25 protein-coding genes and 1 tRNA gene are annotated in these 24,047 nt (G+C 35.2%); 22 read left to right on the forward strand and 4 right to left on the reverse strand.

What is annotated here, in order from left to right; all coding sequences use genetic code 11:
- Window positions 1-10 precede the first annotated feature (10 nt).
- From AB3G34_RS03995 to AB3G34_RS04010, 4 genes are all read left to right on the forward strand, one after another.
- On the forward strand, window positions 11-448 hold the full coding sequence (locus AB3G34_RS03995; RefSeq protein ID WP_369753520.1) for a PaaI family thioesterase: 438 nt from the start codon (window positions 11-13) through the stop codon (window positions 446-448).
- Window positions 448-1,533: an isochorismate synthase gene (locus tag AB3G34_RS04000; RefSeq protein WP_369753522.1), complete on the forward strand. Its 1,086-nt coding sequence runs from the start codon at window positions 448-450 to the stop codon at window positions 1,531-1,533. Before AB3G34_RS03995 ends, AB3G34_RS04000 begins: the two co-directional genes overlap by 1 nt.
- Window positions 1,534-1,588: 55 nt before the next feature.
- A complete protein-coding gene (gene bshB1, locus AB3G34_RS04005; protein WP_369753523.1) occupies window positions 1,589-2,305 on the forward strand; it encodes a bacillithiol biosynthesis deacetylase BshB1 in 717 nt (238 codons plus the stop codon).
- A gap of 74 nt (window positions 2,306-2,379) precedes the next feature.
- A tRNA-His gene (locus tag AB3G34_RS04010) sits at window positions 2,380-2,455 on the forward strand.
- Between the two features lie 147 nt (window positions 2,456-2,602).
- Here the strand turns inward: AB3G34_RS04010 and AB3G34_RS04015 are convergent.
- The 3 genes from AB3G34_RS04015 to AB3G34_RS04025 form a co-directional block, all read right to left on the reverse strand.
- On the reverse strand, window positions 2,603-3,619 hold the full coding sequence (locus tag AB3G34_RS04015; RefSeq protein WP_369753524.1) for a M28 family peptidase: 1,017 nt from the start codon (window positions 3,617-3,619) through the stop codon (window positions 2,603-2,605).
- A 20-nt stretch (window positions 3,620-3,639) separates the two neighbouring features.
- Window positions 3,640-4,413: a dienelactone hydrolase family protein gene (locus tag AB3G34_RS04020; protein WP_369753525.1), complete on the reverse strand. Its 774-nt coding sequence runs from the start codon at window positions 4,411-4,413 to the stop codon at window positions 3,640-3,642.
- A 96-nt stretch (window positions 4,414-4,509) separates the two neighbouring features.
- Window positions 4,510-4,962, reverse strand: coding sequence for an Lrp/AsnC family transcriptional regulator (locus AB3G34_RS04025; protein ID WP_367752280.1), 453 nt, complete (start codon window positions 4,960-4,962; stop codon window positions 4,510-4,512).
- 226 nt (window positions 4,963-5,188) lie between these two features.
- On the opposite strand from AB3G34_RS04025, the gene rocD reads away from it, so the two are divergent.
- From rocD to AB3G34_RS04110, 17 genes are all read left to right on the forward strand, one after another.
- Window positions 5,189-6,439, forward strand: a complete 1,251-nt coding sequence (gene rocD, locus AB3G34_RS04030) for an ornithine--oxo-acid transaminase (RefSeq protein WP_367768840.1) — start codon at window positions 5,189-5,191, stop codon at window positions 6,437-6,439.
- Between the two features lie 10 nt (window positions 6,440-6,449).
- Window positions 6,450-7,412 carry an arginase gene (locus AB3G34_RS04035; protein WP_367752284.1) on the forward strand — a complete coding sequence of 321 codons (963 nt, stop codon included), beginning with the start codon at window positions 6,450-6,452 and terminating at the stop codon, window positions 7,410-7,412.
- 416 nt (window positions 7,413-7,828) lie between these two features.
- A complete protein-coding gene (gene glp, locus AB3G34_RS04040; protein WP_369753526.1) occupies window positions 7,829-9,001 on the forward strand; it encodes a gephyrin-like molybdotransferase Glp in 1,173 nt (390 codons plus the stop codon).
- An 8-nt stretch (window positions 9,002-9,009) separates the two neighbouring features.
- The gene (locus AB3G34_RS04045) at window positions 9,010-9,756 is read left to right on the forward strand and encodes a sulfite exporter TauE/SafE family protein (RefSeq protein WP_367768842.1); all 747 of its coding nucleotides are present in this window, start codon (window positions 9,010-9,012) and stop codon (window positions 9,754-9,756) included.
- A 299-nt stretch (window positions 9,757-10,055) separates the two neighbouring features.
- Entirely contained in the window at window positions 10,056-10,628 is a 573-nt protein-coding gene (locus AB3G34_RS04050; protein ID WP_367768844.1) for a molybdenum cofactor guanylyltransferase, read from the forward strand.
- 6 nt (window positions 10,629-10,634) lie between these two features.
- The gene (gene cobA / locus AB3G34_RS04055) at window positions 10,635-11,432 is read left to right on the forward strand and encodes a uroporphyrinogen-III C-methyltransferase (protein ID WP_369753527.1); all 798 of its coding nucleotides are present in this window, start codon (window positions 10,635-10,637) and stop codon (window positions 11,430-11,432) included.
- Window positions 11,429-11,665 (forward strand): MoaD/ThiS family protein, encoded by a 237-nt coding sequence (locus tag AB3G34_RS04060; protein ID WP_369753528.1) that lies wholly within the window; start codon window positions 11,429-11,431, stop codon window positions 11,663-11,665. The genes cobA and AB3G34_RS04060 overlap by 4 nt, the downstream gene beginning before the upstream one ends.
- A gap of 14 nt (window positions 11,666-11,679) precedes the next feature.
- A complete protein-coding gene (gene moeB, locus AB3G34_RS04065; protein WP_369753529.1) occupies window positions 11,680-12,759 on the forward strand; it encodes a molybdopterin-synthase adenylyltransferase MoeB in 1,080 nt (359 codons plus the stop codon).
- Window positions 12,760-12,770: 11 nt separating this feature from the next.
- Window positions 12,771-13,208 (forward strand): molybdenum cofactor biosynthesis protein MoaE, encoded by a 438-nt coding sequence (locus tag AB3G34_RS04070; protein ID WP_369753530.1) that lies wholly within the window; start codon window positions 12,771-12,773, stop codon window positions 13,206-13,208.
- Between the two features lie 73 nt (window positions 13,209-13,281).
- Window positions 13,282-14,199, forward strand: coding sequence for a bifunctional molybdenum cofactor biosynthesis protein MoaC/MoaB (moaCB, locus tag AB3G34_RS04075; RefSeq protein ID WP_369753531.1), 918 nt, complete (start codon window positions 13,282-13,284; stop codon window positions 14,197-14,199).
- On the forward strand, window positions 14,186-15,193 hold the full coding sequence (gene moaA / locus AB3G34_RS04080) for a GTP 3',8-cyclase MoaA (protein ID WP_369753532.1): 1,008 nt from the start codon (window positions 14,186-14,188) through the stop codon (window positions 15,191-15,193). The genes moaCB and moaA overlap by 14 nt, the downstream gene beginning before the upstream one ends.
- Before the next feature lie 397 nt (window positions 15,194-15,590).
- Window positions 15,591-16,253 (forward strand): hypothetical protein, encoded by a 663-nt coding sequence (locus AB3G34_RS04085; RefSeq protein WP_369753533.1) that lies wholly within the window; start codon window positions 15,591-15,593, stop codon window positions 16,251-16,253.
- A 133-nt stretch (window positions 16,254-16,386) separates the two neighbouring features.
- Window positions 16,387-18,117 carry an AIPR family protein gene (locus AB3G34_RS04090; protein ID WP_369753534.1) on the forward strand — a complete coding sequence of 577 codons (1,731 nt, stop codon included), beginning with the start codon at window positions 16,387-16,389 and terminating at the stop codon, window positions 18,115-18,117.
- Window positions 18,118-18,376: 259 nt separating this feature from the next.
- Window positions 18,377-18,943, forward strand: a complete 567-nt coding sequence (locus AB3G34_RS04095; protein ID WP_369753535.1) for a transposase — start codon at window positions 18,377-18,379, stop codon at window positions 18,941-18,943.
- Between the two features lie 855 nt (window positions 18,944-19,798).
- On the forward strand, window positions 19,799-20,059 hold the full coding sequence (locus AB3G34_RS04100) for a hypothetical protein (RefSeq protein WP_367768873.1): 261 nt from the start codon (window positions 19,799-19,801) through the stop codon (window positions 20,057-20,059).
- Window positions 20,060-20,212: 153 nt separating this feature from the next.
- On the forward strand, window positions 20,213-20,974 hold the full coding sequence (locus AB3G34_RS04105; RefSeq protein ID WP_369753537.1) for a DUF4382 domain-containing protein: 762 nt from the start codon (window positions 20,213-20,215) through the stop codon (window positions 20,972-20,974).
- A 368-nt stretch (window positions 20,975-21,342) separates the two neighbouring features.
- The gene (locus AB3G34_RS04110; protein ID WP_369753538.1) at window positions 21,343-22,401 is read left to right on the forward strand and encodes a two-component regulator propeller domain-containing protein; all 1,059 of its coding nucleotides are present in this window, start codon (window positions 21,343-21,345) and stop codon (window positions 22,399-22,401) included.
- A gap of 234 nt (window positions 22,402-22,635) precedes the next feature.
- Here AB3G34_RS04110 and AB3G34_RS04115 read toward each other — a convergent pair whose 3' ends face one another.
- Window positions 22,636-23,064, reverse strand: a complete 429-nt coding sequence (locus AB3G34_RS04115) for a MarR family winged helix-turn-helix transcriptional regulator (protein WP_367768882.1) — start codon at window positions 23,062-23,064, stop codon at window positions 22,636-22,638.
- Window positions 23,065-23,147: 83 nt separating this feature from the next.
- Here AB3G34_RS04115 and AB3G34_RS04120 point away from each other — a divergent pair, with 83 nt between their 5' ends.
- Window positions 23,148-23,624, forward strand: a complete 477-nt coding sequence (locus AB3G34_RS04120; RefSeq protein WP_369753539.1) for a GNAT family N-acetyltransferase — start codon at window positions 23,148-23,150, stop codon at window positions 23,622-23,624.
- The last annotated feature ends 423 nt before the right edge of the window (window positions 23,625-24,047 follow it).

Consider the following 24,047-nt stretch of genomic DNA (forward strand, 5'->3'; position numbering starts at 1 on the left):
AGCTAAAAATATGACCTTCGATAAAGATAAAATCCTAAATTATTGCAATCAAATTTCCGAAAACACTTTGATGCGCACCTTAGATATCACTTATACAGATGCTGGTGAAGATTATCTAGTTGCCACAATGCCAGTAAATCCGTCAGTACACCAACCAATGGGATTGTTACATGGTGGAGCATCAGTGGCATTGGCTGAAAGTGTGGGAAGTGCTGCTTCGATGTTATACGTAAATGCTGATGTAAGCGAAGTGCGCGGAATAGAAATTTCCGCCAATCATTTGAAAGCAAAACGAGACGGAATGGTGACGGCAACTGCAAAAATAGTTCATAAGGGACGTAGTATTCATCTTTGGGAAATACGCATTACAGACGAAAGTGATAACTTGATTTCGCTTTGTAAATTGACAAATATGATTTTGCCAAAAAGAAAAATGGAAGGTAAATAATGGAATTAATTTTAGATAAAGCCAAGCGTCAATTCACACAAAAACTACCTTTTGTACTCTATTGCAAACCCAATTCAGATACCGTAATTGGGCTTTTTCAGCAAAATGATGATTTGTATAACCTCAATGATTTTAACGAAAAGGGATTCGTTTTTGCTTCTTTTGAAGGCAATCAAAACTATTTGATTCCAGAAAATCAGTCCAAAAGAGAAAGTGTTATTTGGGAGAAAAAAAGAGCGATTGTTGCTGAAGTTATAGGTAATAATGTGGATGAAGAAGCTAAAAATAACTTTGAAAAGGTAGTATGCAAAGGAATCCAAGCTATAGAAAGGGATGAATTTAAAAAAGTGGTTTTGTCTCGAAAAGAGATTCTGGAGCTAGACGATTTTCAATTTGAAACTGTTTTCGAAAATTTAGTGCAGCTATATCCTTCTACTTTTGTGTATTGTTTTTACCATCCAAAAGTAGGCATGTGGCTTGGTGCTACCCCCGAACAATTATTGAAAGCCAATAAAAAAAGTTTTGAGACGATCGCTTTGGCAGGTACTCAAAAAGACATGGGTTTGGCTGAGATTGTATGGGAGAATAAAGAAAAGGAAGAACAACAAATTGTGACCGATTATATCGTTAATAAATTAGAAAATGTGGCTACAGAAGTTATAGTTTCGAAACCTTATAGTATAAAAGCGGGAAGCATCTGGCATATAAAAACAGATATTTCAGGCGTATTGAATGCTGATTTTAGTTTGCAGCAAGTGGTTTGTTTACTGCATCCTACACCGGCAGTTTGTGGTTTGCCCAAAGAAAAAGCAAAAGCCTTTATTTTGGAAAATGAAAACTATGATAGGGATTTTTATACAGGATATTTGGGAGAATTGAATTGTAGTTTTGCTACTGATTCGGGAAGCACCGATTTATTTGTTAATTTGCGATGCATGCAAGTAGAAGTGGATTCAAAGAAAAAAGAGACTAGGGCTTATTTGTATATGGGTTGCGGTATCACAAAAGATAGCGTGCCTGAGAAGGAATGGAATGAAAGTATCAATAAATCAATGACGATGAAGAAAGTGTTGATTAGAAATTAGAAGGGTGTATGGGAAACTTTAAACCTGAAACAAAAGAAACTTTAAACAAAAAAAAATGAAACTAGATATATTAGCTTTTGGAGCGCATCCAGATGATGTTGAATTGGGTTGTGCAGGAACGATATTAAAAGAAATTTCCTTAGGGAAAACAGTTGGGATAATTGATTTGACAAGAGGAGAATTAGGCACCAGAGGTTCTGCGGAAATTAGAGATAGTGAAGCGAATGCAGCAGGAAAAATTTTAGGAGTTTCAGTTCGTGAAAATCTTGAAATGCGTGATGGTTTTTTTGTCAATGATGAAAAGCATCAATTAGAAATCATAAAAATGATTCGAAAGTACAAACCAGAAATAATATTGTGTAACGCGATTGATGATCGACACATCGACCATGGAAAAGGAAGTAAGCTGGTTTCTGATGCTTGTTTTTTATCGGGACTTATGAAGATAGAAACAGTTATAGATAACGAAAAGCAAACAGCTTGGAGACCTAAGTTAGTCTATCATTATATTCAATGGAAAAATATCGAGCCTGACTTTGTAGTGGACATAACTGGATTTACCGATAAAAAAATCGAATCCATTTTAGCGTACCGTTCCCAATTTTATGATCCAGATTCTAATGAACCCGAATCTCCAATTACGTCCAAAAACTTCTTAGAAAGCTTGAATTACCGCTCTAGAGATTTAGGAAGACTTGCAGGGGTAGATCATGCTGAAGGTTTTACTGTAGAAAGATATTTGGCAGTCAATAGCTTAGGAGATTTGAAGTAAATTTGCTGTAAATTTTTAAAAAAAACTTTTGCAGAAGTAAACTTTAGTTGTATATTTGCCACCGCTAAGCAAATGGTGGTTGTAGCTCAGTTGGTTAGAGCATCGGTTTGTGGTACCGAGGGTCGCGGGTTCGAGCCCCGTCTCCCACCCAGAAAGCAAAAGCCTTGAAGAAATTCAAGGCTTTTTTTGTGGAATAAAGGCAACGAAAAAGAGCTTTGAATTTCTTCAAAGCTCTTTTCTATTTAGCACAAGTACTTAGCTCACTGTAACGCTAGTATAAGCGAGGATAGGTACTACTTATTTTTTATCTACAACAGGTCGGTTTTCACGATTTGCAAGATCCCAAGCGATAGTAAATGCCAGTTGGGCTCTTTTGGCTAAAGCATCGTATTCAATCTTGTCAGGAGTATCTGTTTTTTTATGGTAATCAGCATGAACACCATTGAAAATAAATACAGATGGAATGCCATGTTTAGCAAAGTTATAATGATCTGAGCGCTCGTAGAAATGATTTGGATCAGCAAGATCATTGTATTTGTAATCGATATCCATTTTAGTGTATTTAGCGTTTGCCAAAGTACAAATGGCATCCAAATCACTTGATAAACGATCTGCACCTATTAAATAGACATAGTTATTTGTGTTTGCATGTTCAACATCACGACGTCCAATCATATCAATATTAATATCGGTAATCGTGTTCTCAAAAGGGAATAAAGGATGTTCAGAATAATAACTGGAACCTAGTAATCCGTGCTCTTCACCAGTTGCATGAAAAAACAGAATAGATCGCTTAGGTCCGTGTCCTTCTTTTTTGGCTATTTCGAATGCTTGTGCGATTTCTAATAAGGCAACTGTTCCAGAGCCATCATCGTCGGCACCATTGTACACATCACCATTTTTAACCCCTACGTGGTCGTAATGTGCTGAGACTACAATCACCTCGTCTGGTTTCTCAGAACCTTCGATAAAAGCCCAGATATTTTCAGAACTGTTTAATTTGTCACCGTATCTTTTGTTTAAGGCTTCAGCAGGTACATTTTGAAAAAAGCTGGTTGCACCTTTGGGGAAAGAAATGTTATTTTTTTTGTATTGACTGATTAGGTATTGACCGGCTTTCTTTTGTCCTGTAGACCCCGTTTCTCGTCCTTCCATTGAATCGGCAGCTACGATGTAAAGATGTGTTTTTAATTCAGATGCCGTAATAGTATTCATGTATTTTGTAGGGTTGCTGTTGTCTTGTTCAACAGCTGTTTTTGCACTGGAGCATGAGAATGCTACAGCTAATGCAAAAAAAGAAATTACTTTTTTCATTTATGAAATATTGGTTGTTATTATTTTTTTAGGACTTCGTTTAGGAAAAGTTTCAAATGTTCGAAAGAACGTTTGGCCGCTTTTTCATTGTAAGCTGCTCCTTTAGAATTATCATTTCCATATTCAGGATTGGTAAAACCGTGCACAGCATTAGCATAATAAATCATTTGCCAGTCAGCTTTCGTATCACGCATTTCTTGTTGGAATGCAGTAATTTCTGCTGCAGATTCATAAGGATCATCTGCACCATGACAAACTAAAACTTTGGCAGTAATAGGCTCAGTAGGTCTAGCTGCGTCTTTAGCTAATCCGCCGTGGAAAGACACGACACCTTTTACATTGATATGTCCGCGAGCCGCTTCCAATGCACCTGTACCACCAAAACAATATCCTATAACTACTATATTATCTGGGTTTGCACCCGCTTTAATAAGTTGGTTTAAGGCCAATGAAATTCTTTTTTGGTATTCGGTGTAGTTGGTTTTGTAATAACCGGCACTTTTTCCCGCTTCAGCATTGTCTTTAGGATAATTTCCTTCTCCATAGATATCAGCAATAAAGGCATAGTACCCTAAGCTTCCTAAACTAGTGGCGATGTCTTTGGATGCTTTATCGATTCCTTTCCAAGCGGGAAGAATCAGAATTCCTGGTTTTTGAATGCTTTTTTTTGAAGGTGCGATTTCAAAACCATTTAAAATTTGTGCTCCATCTTTATAAGTCACTGCTTTTAACTGGGCAAAAGCACCATTAGAATAAATTAAGATTCCTAAAACTAAAAACTTTATATTTTTCATAGTTGTTATATTTTACACAAATATCTGAATTTATTTGTTATTTTTTTAAATTAGGAACTCATTTTCAACTTTTAGGGCAATCTATTTTTATTATGATTAAAGGCTTATGTTTCTTTTGAATGCACAACCCAGTTCTATCATGGAATCTGTTTTTGCAATTCCTTGAATGGTGTCGATTTTTTCATACAGTAATTTTCTCATGTGTTCATGATCAGTAGCAATCATTTTTATGTATAAAGTAAAAGAACCAGTAATGTAATAACATTCAGTTACTTCAGGTATTTTTTTTAACTCTTCAATAACTCTGCTGGAATCCTCGTCTTTATTTAGTGTGATTCCGGTGAATGCACCCCAATCGTAACCAATTTTTTTTTCGTTTATGATGGGTTTGATTCCGGTTATTATCCCTTGATCGAATAAACGGTTGATGCGCTGATGAACCATTGTATTTGAGATTTTTAAAGCTGTAGCAATTGCAGAATAGGCCATTCGCCCATCTTTTTCTAACTCTTTGATGATTTTTATGTCGAATTCATCTAATACATCCATGGAATTTATTTTTTTGATTATAAATGCGTATTTTTATGGGTCTAAATGTAGTTATTATTTTTTATAAATCAATAAATGTAGATTTGTTATAATGACTTTTTTAATATCATTATTAATTAAAATTAACTTTAATACCTATATATTAAGTCAAATTTACGTTTTTATTATTGTTTAATAAAAAAAATATTTGTAGATTTGTGCTTTAAGAACGCAAAAAAAAGACATCATGGAACAAACGAATCAAACACTTTCTTCAAAATCGGAAGCATTAATAGAAAAAGAAAATAAATACGGGGCTCATAATTATCACCCTTTACCAGTTGTTCTTGACAGAGGAGAAGGCGTTTTTGTTTGGGATGTAGATGGAAAAAAATATTTTGATTTTTTATCTGCTTATTCAGCAGTAAATCAAGGGCATTGTCATCCGAAAATTGTGGGAGCTATGGTGAAACAAGCGCAAACATTGACGTTGACTTCACGTGCTTTTCATAATGATCAATTGGGAGTTTATGAAGAATATATAACTAAATACTTTGGTTTTGACAAAGTGTTACCAATGAATACGGGTGCCGAAGCGGTAGAAACGGCTTTGAAATTATGTAGAAAATGGGCATATGAAGTAAAAGGAATTCCAGAAAATCAAGCGCAAATTATTGTTTGTGAAAACAATTTCCACGGAAGAACTACTACCATTATTTCTTTCTCTAATGATGAAGGAGCACGTAAGAATTTTGGTCCTTTTACAGCAGGATTTATAAAAATACCATATGATGATACTGATGCATTAGAAAAAGCATTAAAATCAAGTACTAATATTGCTGGATTCTTAGTTGAGCCGATTCAAGGAGAAGCGGGTGTTTATGTACCAACAGATGGTTATTTGGCGAAAGCCAAAGCACTTTGTGAAGCGCATAATGTATTGTTTATTGCGGATGAGGTACAAACAGGAATTGCACGTACTGGAAGGTTACTTGCTGTGAACCATGAAGACGTACAACCAGATATTCTTATTTTAGGAAAAGCAATTTCTGGAGGTGTTTATCCAGTATCTGCTGTTTTGGCAAATAATGAAATAATGAATGTAATTAAACCAGGTCAACATGGATCTACTTTTGGTGGTAATCCAGTTGCAGCTGCTGTTGCTATTGCTGCTCTTGAAGTGGTACGTGAAGAAAACTTGGCACAAAATGCTGCCTTTTTAGGAATTCTTTTAAGAACTGGTTTGAATGAAATTGCTGCTAGAAACCCATTGATTACATTGGTTCGTGGTAAGGGATTGCTAAATGCTATTGTGATTGATTGTGATGAAGAATCAGATTTAGCTTGGCAAATTTGCTTGAAATTTAGAGATTATGGTTTATTGGCTAAGCCAACACATGGTAACAAAATTAGATTGGCACCGCCATTAGTGATCACCGAATCACAAATTCATGAGTGTCTTGCTATTATCGAACAAGCATTAAACGATTTCAGATAATCTAACTATAATGGAAAGAGCTATAAAATTAATTAAAAATCGTTCTGATATTGGAGCTGGAACTCGTGGCTCTGACTTAGGAGTGGATGCCATTGAAATTGCTGCTATCAATAAAAATAGTGATTATTTTAATCGGTTTCCTTTTGAAGATGTTAAGACTCACAATGAGAGTATTTACGATAAGAATAAAAATGATTTTGCCAAAAGAATCGAGCATGTTGTAGAACAATGCACGAGGGTGAGTTATGCTGTAAAACATAATTTAGAAGCCAATTATTTCCCCATCGTTTTGTCTGGAGATCACTCCTCGGCACTAGGTACAATAAGTGGTATTAAAGCGGTTTATCCTAAAAAAACGATAGGTGTTATTTGGATTGATGCGCATGCCGACTTGCATTCTCCCTATACTTCTCCTTCAGGAAATATTCATGGAATGCCTTTGTCTGCTGCACTTTCAGATGATAATTTAGATTGTCAAATCAATGAGATTTCTTCGGAAACCAAAAAACATTGGGAGGACATGAAAAATATTGGTTGCCCTGGTGCTAAAATTGATGCAGGGAACCTTATCTATTTTGGTGTTCGCGATACCGAAGAAGCAGAGGAAAAACAAATAGAGAAGTTGAAAATTAGGAACTATATGGTTGCTGAAGTGCGTTACAGAGGTTTGCAAACTTGTGTAAAAGAAGCCTTGGCTAAATTAGCTAATTGTGACATGATTTACATTTCTTTTGATGTGGATTCCATGGACTGTGATATGATTTCTTATGGTACAGGAACTCCAGTATCTAAAGGTTTTGATCAATATGAAGTGATTGAAATCATCAATCAAATTGTGAAAAGTAAAAAAGTCGTTTGTTTAGAAGTCGTTGAGGTAAATCCTTTATTGGATACCAAAGGAAATAAAATGGCGGAGACTGCATTTGAAGTATTAGAACAAGTCACAGAAACAATTGATTTGTGGATTGCATAAATTTTTAATTATAAATATATAAATCCCCAAAGTCTAGTTGTAGATTTTGGGGATTTTTTATGCTCTTTAGCCACGGATTCGTAAATTAATTTATTGGTATTATGAGTTTTACTGCAAATTATTTGTTGGTCATTAATTTACCGCTTCTTTATATAGTTAAATGAAAAACTGTAAAAAAGGTGGCTTTTAACTTTTAGCCATGGATTCGCTAATTATTTGTTTCTAATAGTATTCATTTTTCTTTATTAAAGATTTGCCAGCATCAAGAGCACTATATTCCCTTTTTCGTAATTTAAACGATATAAATTGCTCTTAATTCATTTCGCTGTATTTAAAAGTTAATTCCTATTTTAGCTTAACAGATTTATATATATTTGTAGTAAGTATTTTTACGTAGTTTTTAAAATTTAGTTTTTATGATTCAAGTAGATCACGCCTTGTCGATTATAGCAGAGAACATTAGTAAAATGCCTGTCAAGAAAATTAAAGTGGGTAAGTCACTAGGGTTTATTTTGGCGGAAGCCATTTATTCTCCTATAGATATGCCGCCCTTCCGACAATCGGCAATGGATGGATATGCGTTTGTACATAGTGAATTGTCGACATTTTCTGTGGTTAGTAGTTCGCAAGCAGGAGATTATTCTAATTTAAAACTAGGACTAAACGAAGCAATTAGAATATTTACGGGAGCTTATGTTCCGGATGATGCTAATACGGTGGTAATGCAAGAGCATACCACTGCAACTAAAGATTCAATCCATATTGACAAATTACCAGTTCCCTTCTCAAATGTTAGAAATAAGGGGGAACAAATAGAAAAGGGGAAATTAGTTTTAGATAAAAATACAATTATAACACCTGCTGCAATTGGTTTTTTTGCTTGCTTGGGCATTTCGGAAATCAAAGTGTATTCGAAACCAAAAATAGCGATTTTGGTCACAGGTAATGAACTGGTAAAAGTGGGTAAGAAATTACCTAAAGGAAAAATATACGAAAGTAATTCGGTGATGCTAGAAGCAGCATTAAAAGAAGTTGGAATAAAGAAAACAACCATTTTTAGAGTAAAAGACAATTTAAAGGCGACGTCAAAAATGGTCGAAAGTTGTTTGGCTCATTTTGATGTGATTCTTATTTCTGGTGGAATATCCGTTGGAGATTATGATTTTGTCAAAGAAGCTCTGTTGCAAAATGGAGTAGAGGAGTTGTTTTATAAAATAAATCAAAAACCGGGAAAACCTTTGTTTTTTGGTAAAAAAGAAGAAAAATTAGTTTTTGCCTTGCCGGGAAATCCTGCTTCTTCTTTAACTTGTTTTTATGTGTATGCGTTACCAGCGTTAAAAAAGCGTTTGGGATTCACGGATATTCATTTGCCAAAAATGAACCGAAAAATAACGACCAATTTTCAGAATAATACAGGCAAGACATTATTTTTAAAAGGATTTTACGATGATGATTGTGTGACTGTTTTAGAAAGTCAGAGTTCAGCGATGTTGAACACTTTTGCGGTTGCCAATTGTTTTATTTATGTGCCGCATACGGTGGTAGATATTCAAGAAAATCACGAAGTACAAATTATTCCCTTTAATTAATTTAAGAAATGGATTTAATAGCAACAGATCATTTACTTTTATTTTGTATCGCTCTTGCGGTTATCGCCTTTCTGTATTCTAGTGTGGGTCATGGTGGAGCATCGGGTTATTTGGCACTAATGGCTCTTTTTGCAGTACCTATTGTGGTGATGAAACCATCGGCTTTGCTGTTGAATTTATTTGTTTCTAGTATATCGTTTTTATTTTATTATAAAATGGATTTCTTTCGACCTAAACTCTTTTATCCTTTTGCGATAGCATCCGTTCCTGCCGCATTTTTGGGAGGTTATATAACATTAGACAGTGCCATTTATAAAGTGATATTGGGAGTTGTACTTGTTTTTGCTGCCTTTCGATTATTAGGGTTTTTCTCTTCGAAAGAAAAAGAACTGACTGCAATAAATATTCCATTGGCTTTGGCTTGTGGAGCCACAATCGGACTATTATCAGGAATGTTGGGGATAGGGGGCGGAATTATTTTAAGTCCGATTCTTTTATTACTAGGATGGGCAACGATAAAAGAAGCGGCAGCAATTTCTAGCTTATTCATTTTTGTAAATTCATTGGCGGGGATTTCGGGTTATGTTTTTGGAGGAAAATCGTTTCCTGTTGAAAGTTTTTATTTTGTTCCTATAGCGATTCTTGGCGGAATCTTAGGGGCCTATTATGGAAGTGGGTGTTTTTCGAATAAAACGTTGAAATATGTTTTAGGTACGGTGATTTTGTTAGCAAGTGTGAAGTTGATTTTTCCGTGAGATAGGATGAAAGAGACAAGATGAAAGAGACAAGATGAAAGAGACAAGATGAAAGAGGCAAGATGAAAGAGGCAAGATGAAAGTGGCAAGATGAAAGAGGCAAGATGAAAGAGGCAAGATGAAAGAGACAAGATGAAAGAGGCAAGATGAAAGAGGCAAGATGAAAGAGACAAGATGAAAGAGACAAGATGAAAGAGGCAAGATGAAAGAGACAAGAGAATAGAAGGTTTGAATATCTATAAACTATGGAATAAAGAATAAGAATAGAAATAAAAAAAGTTAAAGTGAATATTTAAAAAATGAAAACAATAGTAGTATCAATTCTTTGTGGTGGCAAAAGTAGCCGAATGCAGTCCGAAAAAGGATTGGCACTTTATCAAGGGATTCCTTTTATTGAGCACATTATAAAAGCGGTTTTGCCCATTGCAACCGAGATACAATTGATTACCAATACTGCTGATTATGATTATTTGGAGTATAAAAAAATAAAAGATATTGAATTGGACAAAGGGCCAATTGGCGGAATTTATTCGGCTTTGACACATTCTAGTTCCGAATTAAATTTGATAGTTAGCTGTGATGTTCCTTTAATTTCAACGGAGTTGTTACTAGAGTTGCTGGAAAAACACCAAGAGAATGCAACAGTTACAGTATTTGCCGACAGGGAGCGCATTCATCCTTTGATAGGGATTTATTCTAAAAAAGTACTACCAATTTTAAAAGACGCTATTGTCAATTCTAATTTAAGAATGATGGAAATGATACACAATGTAGACGCTCAAATTATTAAAGTGGGCGATGATAAAAGCAATCAATTTCGAAATATAAATACGATTACCGAATTAAATGAACTGAATACCAATTTATCCTAGAGCAAAATGAAAAAAGTACATACACCAAAGTTAACCATCGTAGGGGCTGGGCCTGGAGATGTAGATTTGATTACAATTAAAGCCGTAAAAGCATTAGAAACTGCCGATGTAGTTTTGTATGATGCGCTGGTGAACGAAGAATTATTAAGTTATGCTCCGCAAGCTGAAGCTGTTTTTGTAGGCAAGCGTTTTGGATGTCATGCGTACAGCCAAGATCAAATCAACGACCTGATTGTTGTCATGGCGAAAAAACACGGACATGTAGTGCGCTTGAAAGGGGGTGATCCATTCGTTTTTGGAAGAGGAAGTGAGGAAATAGATTACGCACAGCAATTTGGTTTAGAAACGGCTATTGTACCTGGAATTTCATCCGCATTGGGTGTGCCTGCTTCTAATGGAATTAGTTTAACGCAACGCAAAGTATCCGAAAGTTTTTGGGTAATTACAGGAACAACATCCGATCATAAGTTGTCTAAGGATGTGAGCTTGGCTTCTCAATCGTCTGCTACAGTTGTTATCTTGATGGGGATGCATAAACTAAATGAAATTGTAACTTTATACCAAAAGAATAGAACCGATGATTTGCCTATTGCTATTATTCAAAACGGAACTACCGCTTCACAAAAAAAAGTTAGCGGAAAAATAAGCTCTATTTTGGAATTAGTTAAAGAACAAGAATTGGCTTCGCCAGCGATAATTATCATTGGAGAAGTGGTGGGACATACGTCAAAATTGACTTCCTTTGTTAAAGAAGAAGAGATGGAAGACGAGTTCATTTTGCAAAATTTAAATGAAATAGCATGATTACGATAAAATATTTTGGTGCCATTGCCGAGAAAGCAAAAACCGAAGGAGAAGCACTTTCTTTTTCGAATCAATCGTTGCAGGATGTAATTAATACATTAGATCAAAAATACGAATTGAGCACGCTTTCTTATAGCATTGCAGTGAACCAAAAAATAATTCAAGACACCAAGTCTTACCTTTTAGAAAGCAATGATATTGTTGCTTTATTGCCTCCTTTTGCGGGAGGTTGATTAAACTGAATTATATGGAAACAACACGATACAACCGACAACTCATTCTTCCTGAAGTAGGCGAAAACGGACAGGAAAAATTACAGCAAGCCAAAGTTTTACTCATTGGACTTGGAGGTTTGGGCGCGGCAGTTTTACCGTATTTAGCCGCAGCAGGAATTGGCGAAATAGGATTGATTGATGAAGATGTAATTGAAGTAAGCAACTTGCAACGCCAAGTGATTTATAAAACCGCTTCGGTAGGAAATAGCAAAGTGGAGGAAGCAAAAAATAGGGCGTTGGAATTAAACCCAACCTTAAAAATAAATGCGATTGTAGAAAGAGTAAATGGTAAAAACGCACTTTCTTTATTTGAATACTACGATATTATTGTGGACGGAACAGATAATTTAAGTACCAAATATTTAATCAATGATGCTTGTTGCGTTACCAATAAACCATTTGTTTATGGTTCTGTTTATAAATTTGAAGGGCAGGTTTCCGTTTTTAATTATCAAGATGGACCCACGTATCGTTGTGTATTTCCAGAGGAAAATGCCGCGGTGAGGAACTGTAATGAAGCCGGAGTGATGGGAATATCCGTTGGAATCATAGGGATGTTTCAAGCCAACGAGGTTTTAAAAATGGTTTTAGGAATAGGAGAGGTGTTAACGGGTAAATTACTGGTTTACAACATTCTTAATAACGAGCAAAAAAAATTTGAATTTTCAAAAAAACAAACTATAAAGACTGACAAAACGACTTTCGATCATAAATACAATGTAGCAACTACTCGAAATTTTGAAATCCCTACTTCGGTAGCAATGGAGCAAATCAATCAGCCCGAAGTTGTTTTTCTAGATGTTCGAAATCCACAAGAATCTCCAAAATTAGCACAATCCAATTGTATCCAAATTCCGTTAAGTGAACTGGAGCAGGAATTACATCAATTGAATCCCCAAAGCAAAATAATTGTTTTTTGCCAATCAGGAATTCGATCTAAAACGGCAGTAGCAGTGCTAAGAAAAAATCAGTTCATTTCGACCTTTAGTGTAATGGGCGGAATGAATGCAATGACCAAATTTGAACCTAACGAAACGCTTTTTGTTTCTTAAAATAATAGACCATGGGAAAGAAAACCGTATTTATAGAAGGCCCCATTTCGGCTGAATTTATAGGTCAGTCTATAGCCAAGCATCAAAGCAAGCACACGATTGGTGCACACAATATTTTTCTGGGACAAGTACGTGCAGATGTGCATGGCGATACAGTGGTAAAAGCAATCGAGTACACCGCTTATGAAGAAATGGCCAATGAAAAGCTAGACGCCATCCGCGAAAAAGCATTCGAAAAATACGATTTAATCTGCATGCATATTTACCATAGTTTGGGTGTGGTGCAAGCAGGCGAAGTTTGTTTGTTTGTGTTTGTATCAGCCACACGCAGAAAACAAGTATATGAAGCCACCGAATCGATTGTCAATTGGATAAAAGAAGACGTACCCATCTTTGGCAAAGAAATATTCGAAAACGAAGCATTCACTTGGAAAACAAATACGAAGTAGTCGTTGATCGATGTTCGAAATTCGTTGACCGATGTTCGAAAAACGAATAAACCTGAAACTTTAAACAAAAAAAATGGTAGACATTACGCATAAAATAAGTACATTACGTTCGGCAACTGCGACTGCTACGGTATTGGTGAGTCATCAAGACACCATTGATGCCATTGTAAATAACACCGTTCCCAAAGGCAATGTGCTCGAAATGGCCAAAACGGCGGGTTTATTTGCGGTAAAAAACACCCATTTATCCATACCAGATTGCCATCCGCTTCCTATTGAATTTACTTCGGTAGAATATGAAATTAGCGGACTCACCATCGCCATTATTTTCAAAGTAAAAACCGTTTACAAAACAGGTGTTGAGGTCGAGGCCATGCACGGCGCGTCTATTGTGGCGTTGACCATGTACGATATGCTGAAACCGATCGATAAAAACATCGAGATTTCGACCATTAAACTAGTGGAGAAAAAAGGAGGAAAATCGTCTTTCAAAAATACATTTCCTAATCCCATCAAGGCAGCGGTTTTCGTTTGTTCCGATTCTATTTTTGCAGGCCAAAAAGAAGATCGCTCGGGTAAAATTATCGTCGAAAAACTAGATTCTTACGGTATAGAAACCACGCATTACGAAATCATTCCTGATGAAGTCGATTACATCCAAGATCGCACCACACGATTTGCGCAGGACGAACACCAGCTTATTATTTTTACAGGAGGAACTGGACTTTCGCCACGGGATGTCACTCCCGAGGCATTGGAGCCCTTGCTAGAATCTCGCATTCCAGGTATCGAGGAAGCCATTCGTTCCTATGGGCAACAGCGCATGCCGTATGCTATGCTTTCGCGCTCCATGGTGGGCACGATAGGCAATACTTTGGTGCTGGCTTTACCAGGGTCTACTAATGGTGCTAGAGAATCCATGGATGCTGTTTTCCCGCATGCACTGCACGTTTTTCACGTATTAAAAGGCAACAATCATGACGCCAAATAAAAACCTCTTAACGGATAATTTTGGGCGCACCCACAACTATTTGCGTATTTCGTTGATCGAAAAATGCAACCTGCGTTGTACCTATTGCATGCCTGCCGATGGAATCGCATTGTCTCCAAAAGCGGATATAATGACCGCACAAGAGATTTATGCCATCGCCAAAACATTCGTCCATCATGGGGTGAATAAAATACGATTAACAGGTGGTGAGCCACTATTACGAAAAGACTTTCCCGAAATAATCACCCAACTCGCCACTCTAGGCACCGAGATTTCGATTACTACAAATGGTATTTTGGTCGATAGACACCTAGAAGTTTTAAAGGCTAATAAAGTCACCAAAATCAATTTGAGTCTCGATACACTGGTAGCGACCAAGTTCAATGCCATCACATTGCGCAATCAGTTTCAAGGCGTTATAGACAATTTGCATCTTTTGCTCCACAACGGCTTTCAAGTCAAGGTCAATGTCGTCTTGATAAAAGGATTCAATGACAACGAAATTATCGATTTTATCAACCTCACCCAGTTGTTGCCACTATCCATTCGCTTTATAGAATTCATGCCCTTTGCTGGTAATGAGTGGGATAAGAGCAAGATGGTGTCACAGCAAGAAATTCTGGATGTGGTGCATACCGCTTTTGCCAAAACCAATGTGGAGAAATTACAAGACGATAAAAACTTCACTTCCCGTGATTTCAAAATCAAGAATTACGCTGGCAGTTTTGGGATTATCAGTTCCATCACCAATCCTTTTTGTGATGGTTGCAACCGCATTCGATTGACCGCCAACGGTAAAATAAAAAACTGCTTGTTCTCTAACCACGAGACCGATTTACTTACCGCTTACCGCTCTGGCCAAGCCCTCGAAACCGTCATTGCCACCGCCATTCAAACCAAAATGAAAGTAAGAGCCGGCATGACCTCCATAGACGAAATAAACGATCCCGCCTTGCACCAAGACAACCGTTCCATGATTAGTATAGGAGGTTAATTCTAATAAATAATATTTTAATAATAATAAGCGAAGCCCATCCCGTCATTCGTTACAACCCATTGGGTCTCAAACCGGTTTACTAGGCGCCGGCAGGAGCTTCCTGCGGTCGCTCTGCCACCACCAGTAAACCCCGTTTTCTACCTGCATGGGGTTTTCACTGCTACCGGGGCTAGGGGATTTGTGGTTTAATTCGCATGAATGTGGTTTCCCGTAAAGTTTAGAGTGGAGAAGGAATTATCTTTGAGTTCAAGTATATTATTTATTCAGAATTTTCGGGGATTAAATGGTATATTTGGAATAAGAAGTAAAACGAAACTTTGCTAATCTACCAAATTGGGGAGTATATATGAAGGTTTATTTTGCGTATATACAAGTTACCTGCAAGCTTAACCAAATGAAACTAAAAAAACCAACAGAAGATTTCATTGATGAAATTCTGAAATTATATTCAGTCGAAGAAGGTGATGAACTTAATGAAAACTTACTGAAATTATTTAAAACATTTAATGACGACAAAAACAAATTTAATGTTTTAATAAAAGTAGCATCATTAAATAAAATTTATTCAACAGCAATCGTTAATATAAATCCAGTAGTTGAACAAATAATTAAAATCTCAAGCGCCGAATCAAGTCCAAAAACAATGACTGATTATATTGCATTTGTAGATAAAATATCAAAAGTTAATTGGACAAACGGCAAAGGAAAATGCTTTGAACGGAACAATTTATCTTTTTCATCTAAATACGTTCATTTTTTGAGCGATTTTGAAATACCAATTTACGATAGTTACATTTGGATTATCATAAATGGATATTTAGGTCAAAGAAATAACGAAAAAATTTCATTTGAAAACCCGAGAAATTTCAAAGGGTTTTATGCGACATTTGAAAAATTTAAAAAAGATTTAGGTTTAGAAAAGTATTCGAATTACGTTATTGATAAGTTTTTATGGCAGTATGGGAAAAAGTTAATAAGAGAAATTGAAAATGAAATGTTGATTGATTTAGAACAAGCTAAATCTGAGCTAAAAAAAAGAATAAAAGCCAGCAGGTAACAGTTACTGTAACGGATTTGAACAATAGACTTGATGGAAAGGTGGTTTTGTATTTGTAATGATTTGCCAAATCCGAAAATAGGGCTTAATTCAGTCCCAAACTCGCTGTAGTACTAGAACGTTTTAGATAAAAATGAAAAATATGAGCAATGAACGAATAATCCTAGAAGGATGCCTTAGTCAATATAAAACTGATAATGAATTAAGCACAGTAAGAGATTCTGATGTTTTTGAATTATTTGCTTTAAATGAAATTACTAAGTCGTATAAATTATCTTTTGAGAATTTGCAAAACTCCGTTGTTGATGGTGGACATGATGGTGGTATAGATTCAATGATTTTACTTGTTAATGATGAAGTTGTTGAACATTTAGATGATTTAGAAGAATTTAAGTTTAACAGTAAAACCTTTACCAAAGTAATTCTCACACAGAGTAAAAAAGAAAATTCTTTTAAAGAAGGTCCATTAGATAAATTAATAACCTCTATTCCTGAGTTATTTAATTTAGCATCAACAGAAAATTCATTGTTAACTAGATTCAATTCTAATGTAGTTGATAAAGCAATGATGATTAGAGATGTCTGGACTAAAACAGCTGTTAAAGGAGGTAAACTTGAAATCGATTTTGTGTATGCTTGTAATGCTGATGAGATAATAATTAACAGCGCGTTTACAAGTAAAGAATCACAACTAATCGCAATTACGAAATCAACCTTTTCTACGGAATTGGTCTCGTTTTTAAAATTCAGCTCAAAAGAACTTCTGGAATCCTTTAGAACAACTCTTTTAGATAGAATTACTTTAGAATTTAAGGAACAACCTCTTTCGACTTCTTTTTCAATACATGGAATTGGATACGTAGGAATGGTCAAATTAGGTAAATACAAAGCCTTTTTAACAAGTGAATCTGGTGAAATTAGAGATGATTTATTCGAAAGTAACATTCGTCATTTTCAAGGATCCGTTGATGTTAATAAAAAAATCAGTCAATCAATCGAAACTACATTTAATCGTGATTTTTGGTGGCTAAATAATGGAATAACAATAATTGCAGAAGCACCAAATCAAATAGGTACAAATTTATCACTTGAAAACATTCAAATTGTTAATGGTCTTCAAACTTCATATTCAATTTACAATAGTCATGATGGTGATCTAACCGATGAAAGATCTGTATTAGTTAAAGTAATTATAACAGATGACAAAGAGACTATTGATAATATTATCGCATCTACGAATAGTCAAAACCCTGTTTCAGCAACGTTGTTAAGAGCAACCGATAGTATTCAAAGAAATATTGAACTTTATTTTTTTACTGCTGGATATTTTTACGATCGAAGAAAAAATTATTATAAAAATCAAGGAAAACCAGCATCAAGAATATTTAGCATCCAATTTACAGCTCAGTCTATTAGGGCTATAGCTGATAGTGACCCACATAGCGCTCGCGCTAAACCTACATCACTTATAAAAGAGGACAGAACCTACAATGAAATTTTTAATTCAACACGAAATTTCAAAGGATATTTAAATTGTTGTTTAATCCAAAAGAGAGCAAATGATTTATGGCTTTCGATTGAAGTGCCAGAAACAAAAAGAGAACTTGGTAATTTTAAGTTACATGTGGCATGGGCTCTACCTCGATTTGCGCTCACATCAAGAAACTTAACATTTGAACAAATTTGCAGTATAAATTTTGATTTAGTTACAGATGAAGTTTGTAATCAAGTAATAGAGTTTTTAACCGAAAACATAGCGTCATTTTTAAAATTAAACACCTCTTCAAATCTCATTAATATGGCAAAATCTAGTTCATTTACTGATCATTTAAAATCGGAAATGAATAGAAAATTCAGTCTATAACCCCCGCTACTGCACGAATCCTTTCGTGTGGTACGTGAGTTGAGCACTAACATAATTTTAAACAAAACTTCCTAATATTTACTTAAACCTTAAAAGCAACACTATGAGTAGAAATTATAAATTCCATAATCCAGAGGGTTTGTATTTTATAAGTTTCCCCCGCTACCGCACGAATCCTTTCGTGTGGTACGTGAGTTGAGCACTAACATAATTTTAAACAAAACTTCCTATATTTACTTAAACCTTAAAAGCAGTAACTATGAGTAGAAATTATAAATTCCATAATCCAGAGGGTTTGTATTTTATAAGTTTCGCTGTTGTAGGTTGGTTAGATGTATTTACTCGTAATGAATACAAAGATTTATTTCTTGAAAGTGTAGCATTTTGTCAAAAAAACAAAGGATTAGAAATTCATGCTTGGTGCATTATGAGTAATCATGTACATTTAGTTTTTAGAAGTATAAACGATCAAAATCCTGAGTTATTAATTGGAGATTTAAAACGGTTTACTAGTCGTTCGATTGTAAAAAGTATACAAGAGAATCCTAGGGAAAGCAGAAAAGAATTCTTATTGGACTTTTTTAAAAAAGAAGCCGCGAAAAGTTCCAATGTCAAACATCATCAATTCTGGCGACACGACAACAAACCAATAGAGTTGTGGAGCAATAAAGTAATTCAACAAAAGATAGATTATGTACATAATAATCCTGTAGAAGAAGGTTTAGTTTATAAGCCGGAAGATTATGTCTATAGCAGTGCCATTGATTATGCAGGTCAAAAAGGACTAATTGATGATGTAGTTGTTTTTAGAATGTTTGGTATTTAACAAACAACGAACCACACGAAGGGATTCGTGCGGCAGCGGAGGAGATGTAGTTGTTTTTAGAATGTTTGGTATTTAATGACAACGAATCACACGAAAGGATTCGTGCGGTAGCAGAGGGTAAATACTTTTAAAACGGAATAGCTGTATTTTAATAGCATCATCAATTTTATAAATAAAATAGCATTAGGATTGTAGTTAATCATAGTGTGATTGCTTCGTTCCTCGCAATGACAATAGTGGAATAAAGTTAGTATGAGGATTAATTGTTTAATGATATTGAACCACAGCAAGGGATTCGGTAGCGGAGACTAATTGACGATGTAGTTATTTTTAGAATGTTTGGTATTTAACGACAACGAACCACACGAAGGGATTTGTGCGGTAGTGGTGATTAATTGAGCATGTAGTTGTTTTTAGAATGTTTGATATTTAACGACAACGAACCACACGAAAGGATTGACTTCGTCGAATTTCATTTCGTGCGGTAGCGGAGTAGATGTAGTTTTTTTTAGAATGTTTGTTATTTAATGATAATGAACCACACGAAAGGATTTGTGCGGTAGCGGTGATTAATTGAGTATGTAGTTGTTTTTAGAATGTTTGGTATTTAATGACAACGAACCACACGAAAGGATTGACTTCGTCGAATTTCATTTCGTGCGGTAGCGCAGGTTTTGTGGTTTATTTCAAGCGAATGTGGTTTCCCGTAAAGTTTTTATTTATCAAGTATTTATCTTTGAAAATGAGTTGATTATCGAATGATTTATTCAGAATTTTAGTTGATTATAACGGGAATATTTTCGTTAGATTAAAATACTGTAGGATGATTGGTAAATAATACTTAAACGACTTTTTATGATAAATAGCTTAGAAAGAAAGAACAGGCTATATGCCGCGGACCTCGCTAGAAAATATTTTAGTGGACAAATATCAATGCATCAGTTTTTGAACAACCTACTGGATTATCAAAATGACATTAAAATTAGATTTCTTATTGACAAGGTTGGAAAAAGACCCAAAAAAGGTTGGTTTTTTGATGTTTCTAGAGAAAGAAATACAGCTTACATTAAAGAGGTTTTTATAATTATTGAAGATTTGGAAAATAGCGATGTCTAATATTTAACGATAACAAGTCGTAAAAAGAATCACTATGAATTAATTAGATGGAAATTATACAACCTTTAGTTATTATTTTATAACAGTTTTTAAATCATTAGTAATCAACTTTGTAATGTTGTAAAAATTAAATTACAGCTTAACAATTTGATTATGAAAAAGATACTTTTAATTGCTACGTTTATTGTATTTGGAATTACAGTGAACTCTTGTAGCAGCGATTCTACTTCTGGCACTTATGCCTACAATGTTCGTATGACAGATGCTCCTGGACCTTATGAAAAGGTAAACATTGATTTAAAAGCGGTGGAAGTTACAGGAAACAATGGGCAAACGGTACTATTAAACACTACAGCTGGTATTTATAACCTTTTAGAGTTTTCGAATGGTTTGAGTACACTAATTGCTACGAGTGAATTGAGTGATGCTAATGTATCACAAATTAGGTTGATACTTGGGTCTAACAACACAGTGGTTGTGGGAGGTGTTACTTATCCTTTAGACACGCCAAGTGCGGAACAATCAGGTTTGAAATTACAAGTACACCAAACCTTGCTTGCGGATATTCAAAATGAGATCCTACTTGATTTTGATGCCAATGCTTCTATTGTAAAAACGGGAAATGGAACGTACAAACTAAAACCAGTGGTTAGAACTATAGTTACCGCTATTACTGGAAATATCAAAGGAATTATTACGCCTATTGGTACTTTGGCAGTGGCAACAGCTACCTCTGTTGATGCTGTGGAATACTCGAGTAGTGTGAATGCGTTAGGTGAGTTTCAAATATCAGGGCTTTTACCTGGAATCTACACTTTTACTATAACGCCTTTATTGCCATTACTGCCTGTAACCCAAACAAATGTGGTGGTAACAGCAGGTGTAAACACTAATGTGGGTGTGATAGCGCTATAATTTATTGCTTTTTACCTTAAATTTTTATTTAAAAACCACGAGTTAGTTCTCGTGGTTTTTTTATGCCCTGAAGCGAACTATTAACTTAACCATAAGTTACAGTAGCCGCACCCAAATATAAAGTTAGAAAGTTGCCATAGTAATTTTTCGGTAGCGCAGGATTAATTGACGATGTAGTTGTTTTTAGAATATTTGGTATTTAATTTTAACGAACCACACAAAGGGATTGGTGCGGTAGCGGAAACTATGTGTTTGGTATTTAATGAAAACAAACTACACGAAACAATTCGTCCCTTTACTTTGTATTGAGTAAAATGGACTACATTTATTCAATGAAAAACAGAGGATAACTTATTCAATACTACAAAATGAAAAAACGCTTACAATTATTTGTTCTATTCTTAGTGTCAGTGTTTATAACTTCTTGTAAACAAAATCAAACAAACGTAGCTAAAGATAGTATCACGGCAGATGGCAAAGATTTTGTTACTATGTACGGGCCTACCACAATGGTTCGTAATGTAAAGCAAGATAGAAAAGGAAACATTTTGATTGCTGCATCATTAGCTGGTGTATTTCGATACGATGGAAAATCGTTTACTAATCTCACAACTAAGTTAGGTTTCCTCAGATTCTGGGATGTTCTAGAAGATCGACACGGAAACCTTTGGTTTGCTACTACTGATTCTGGTGTTTACTATTACAATGGGAAATCATTTCAACATTTTACTACCAAGGATGGACTTGTTAATAATCGGGTGATGTCTATTTATGAAGATAAAGCTGGCGTTATTTGGTTTGGGACAGGTGGTGGAGTAAGCCGTTATGATGGGAATTCTTTTCAAAATTTCACAACTAAAGAAGGGCTTTCTAGTAACGACATTACAACTATTATGGGAGATAAGACAGGGAAGTTATGGTTTGGAACCAGAGGCGAGGCCTGTTTTTATGATGGAAAAACATTTACGATTTTCAAAAACAAAGACGGAAAAGCCTTTAACAACGTTTGGTCGATAATGGAAGATAAGCAAGGCACTATTTGGTTTGGTGGATCCATAATCGAAGATAAAAAAGGTGATACTGTGGTCGTTTCAGTTGGTCTTTGGCGCTATAACGGCAGTACTTTTACTAAGGTAACAAACAGAGGTGCTTCTGCGATAATCGAAGATAGAAAAGGAAACATCTGGACTACTGGTGCAGTAAATCCAAATGGGACTGGAGGATGGACACTTTCCCGTTATGATAAAAAGTCATTGTACAGTAAAAAGCCCACTGTAACCGAAATAATGTTAACAAGTGGAACGGGAATGCTTTGTGGCATATTGGAAGCTAATGATGGAAGTATTTGGTTTGGATCTTTTAGTGGAGTGTATCGTTATGATGGAAAGACGATTTCGGACTTTAAAGAAAAGAAGAGTAAGAAATAAGGTGTATAGCTGACAATTTTAAAACGGAATAGTACTTACGGTGATGCAATTTTTGTCATAGAACGCAGTAGCGAAAACTATTTAGTTGTTTTTAGAATGTTTGGTATTTAACGACAATGAAGCACACGAAAGGATTTGTGCGGTAGCGGAGAATTAATATTGATTCCTTGATTTGATTGTTCTATAATAAACAACCATTTGTCACTTGTATTCCAAATCTAAAATAGAAATTCACTACTGTTTTTTCAGTAATAATTGCACTCTATCTAATAGTGCGACAAGCTCTAATTGCTCTTCTTGCTTTAAATGATCGATATTTGCAATTACCATTTGGGAGGAAAGAATATCCAATTTTTGATATTCAGTTTTTCCTTTATCAGTGGGATTAATGACGTAAACTCTTTTATCAGTTAGCGATTGTTTTTTGGTAATCAACGATTTCGAAATCAACCGTTTTATAACTCTACTCAAATATCCTTCATCTAGCTTTAATTCCTTATTTATGCTTGTTGCGGTCGAATTAGGTTGAGAGGTGACTTCATTTAAAATATGCGCTTCGGTTAGGGAATAGCCAGTATTCAAAATCGTGTTTTCTAATAATCCTATCGTCCTCACGTAGTTTCTATTGAAGCTTCTAATTTGGTGTACTATTTTTTCATCCATAATTCAAATTTATAAAAAATATTTGCTTCTGGCAACTATTTTTATTTATATTTGCCTAAGGCAACTATTAAATAAGGATAATTATGACAACAGCAATTACTAATAAATTAGAAATTATAAAATTTCGAGAAGAGTTTAAAGATGCTTTTAAAGCCATCAATTACGAATGGATCGAGAAATACTTTGAAGTTACGGCACTGGACAAGCTGGCTTTTAATAACCCCACGGAAGCAATACTAGATAAAGAAGGTTTTATCTACCTGGCATTGTATGAGAACACCATAATTGGGTCGGTTGCTTTGGAGAGGATTACCCAGAAGCAATACGCACTTACTAGAATGGGGGTACAACCGGGTTTTCAAGGGATGAAAGTAGGACAATCACTAATGGATGCGGCAATTGACAAATGCAAAGAAATGGAATTGGAAAGTGTAGTTTTATATACCAATCATGTATTAATCAATGCTTTGAATTTGTATATAAAAAATGGTTTTAAATTTGTGACTTTAGATGATGTGCCTTACAAAAGAGCAAAGATAAAAATGGAATTAAAATTCTAGTGAGCGCTCAAAACAAATGTTCGTTAAAATTATAGTAAGTCTATTTTGGCTCCTTTCCCTTATTACCACACGGATTTTTTTGTGTGGTTTTTTTATATTTGATTTTGATTAATTGGAGGAAGTATTCTAGTGTGATTGCTTCGTTCCTCGCAATGACTTTTTTGGGTAGTTTTATTATGAAAATTACGCGTGTTTCCTAGCCCTGATGGTAGCGGCATCTCCCGATATAGAAAACAAGGCTTTTTAGCCGTAGTTTTTATTATTCGGGAATACAGCGAACAGCAGGAGGGGAGCTTCTTGAAAACGGCTAGCCATCTTGCTCCCAAAAGAAAAATTAGAGGGCTATGCCGTTACTTACTAGCTACTACTTATATTTTTTCTATTTTTACTGTAACAGATTATAATAATCGCACTCTTATTGTA

Source organism: Flavobacterium sp. WC2409 (assembly GCF_041200085.1).
GTDB lineage: Bacteria > Bacteroidota > Bacteroidia > Flavobacteriales > Flavobacteriaceae > Flavobacterium.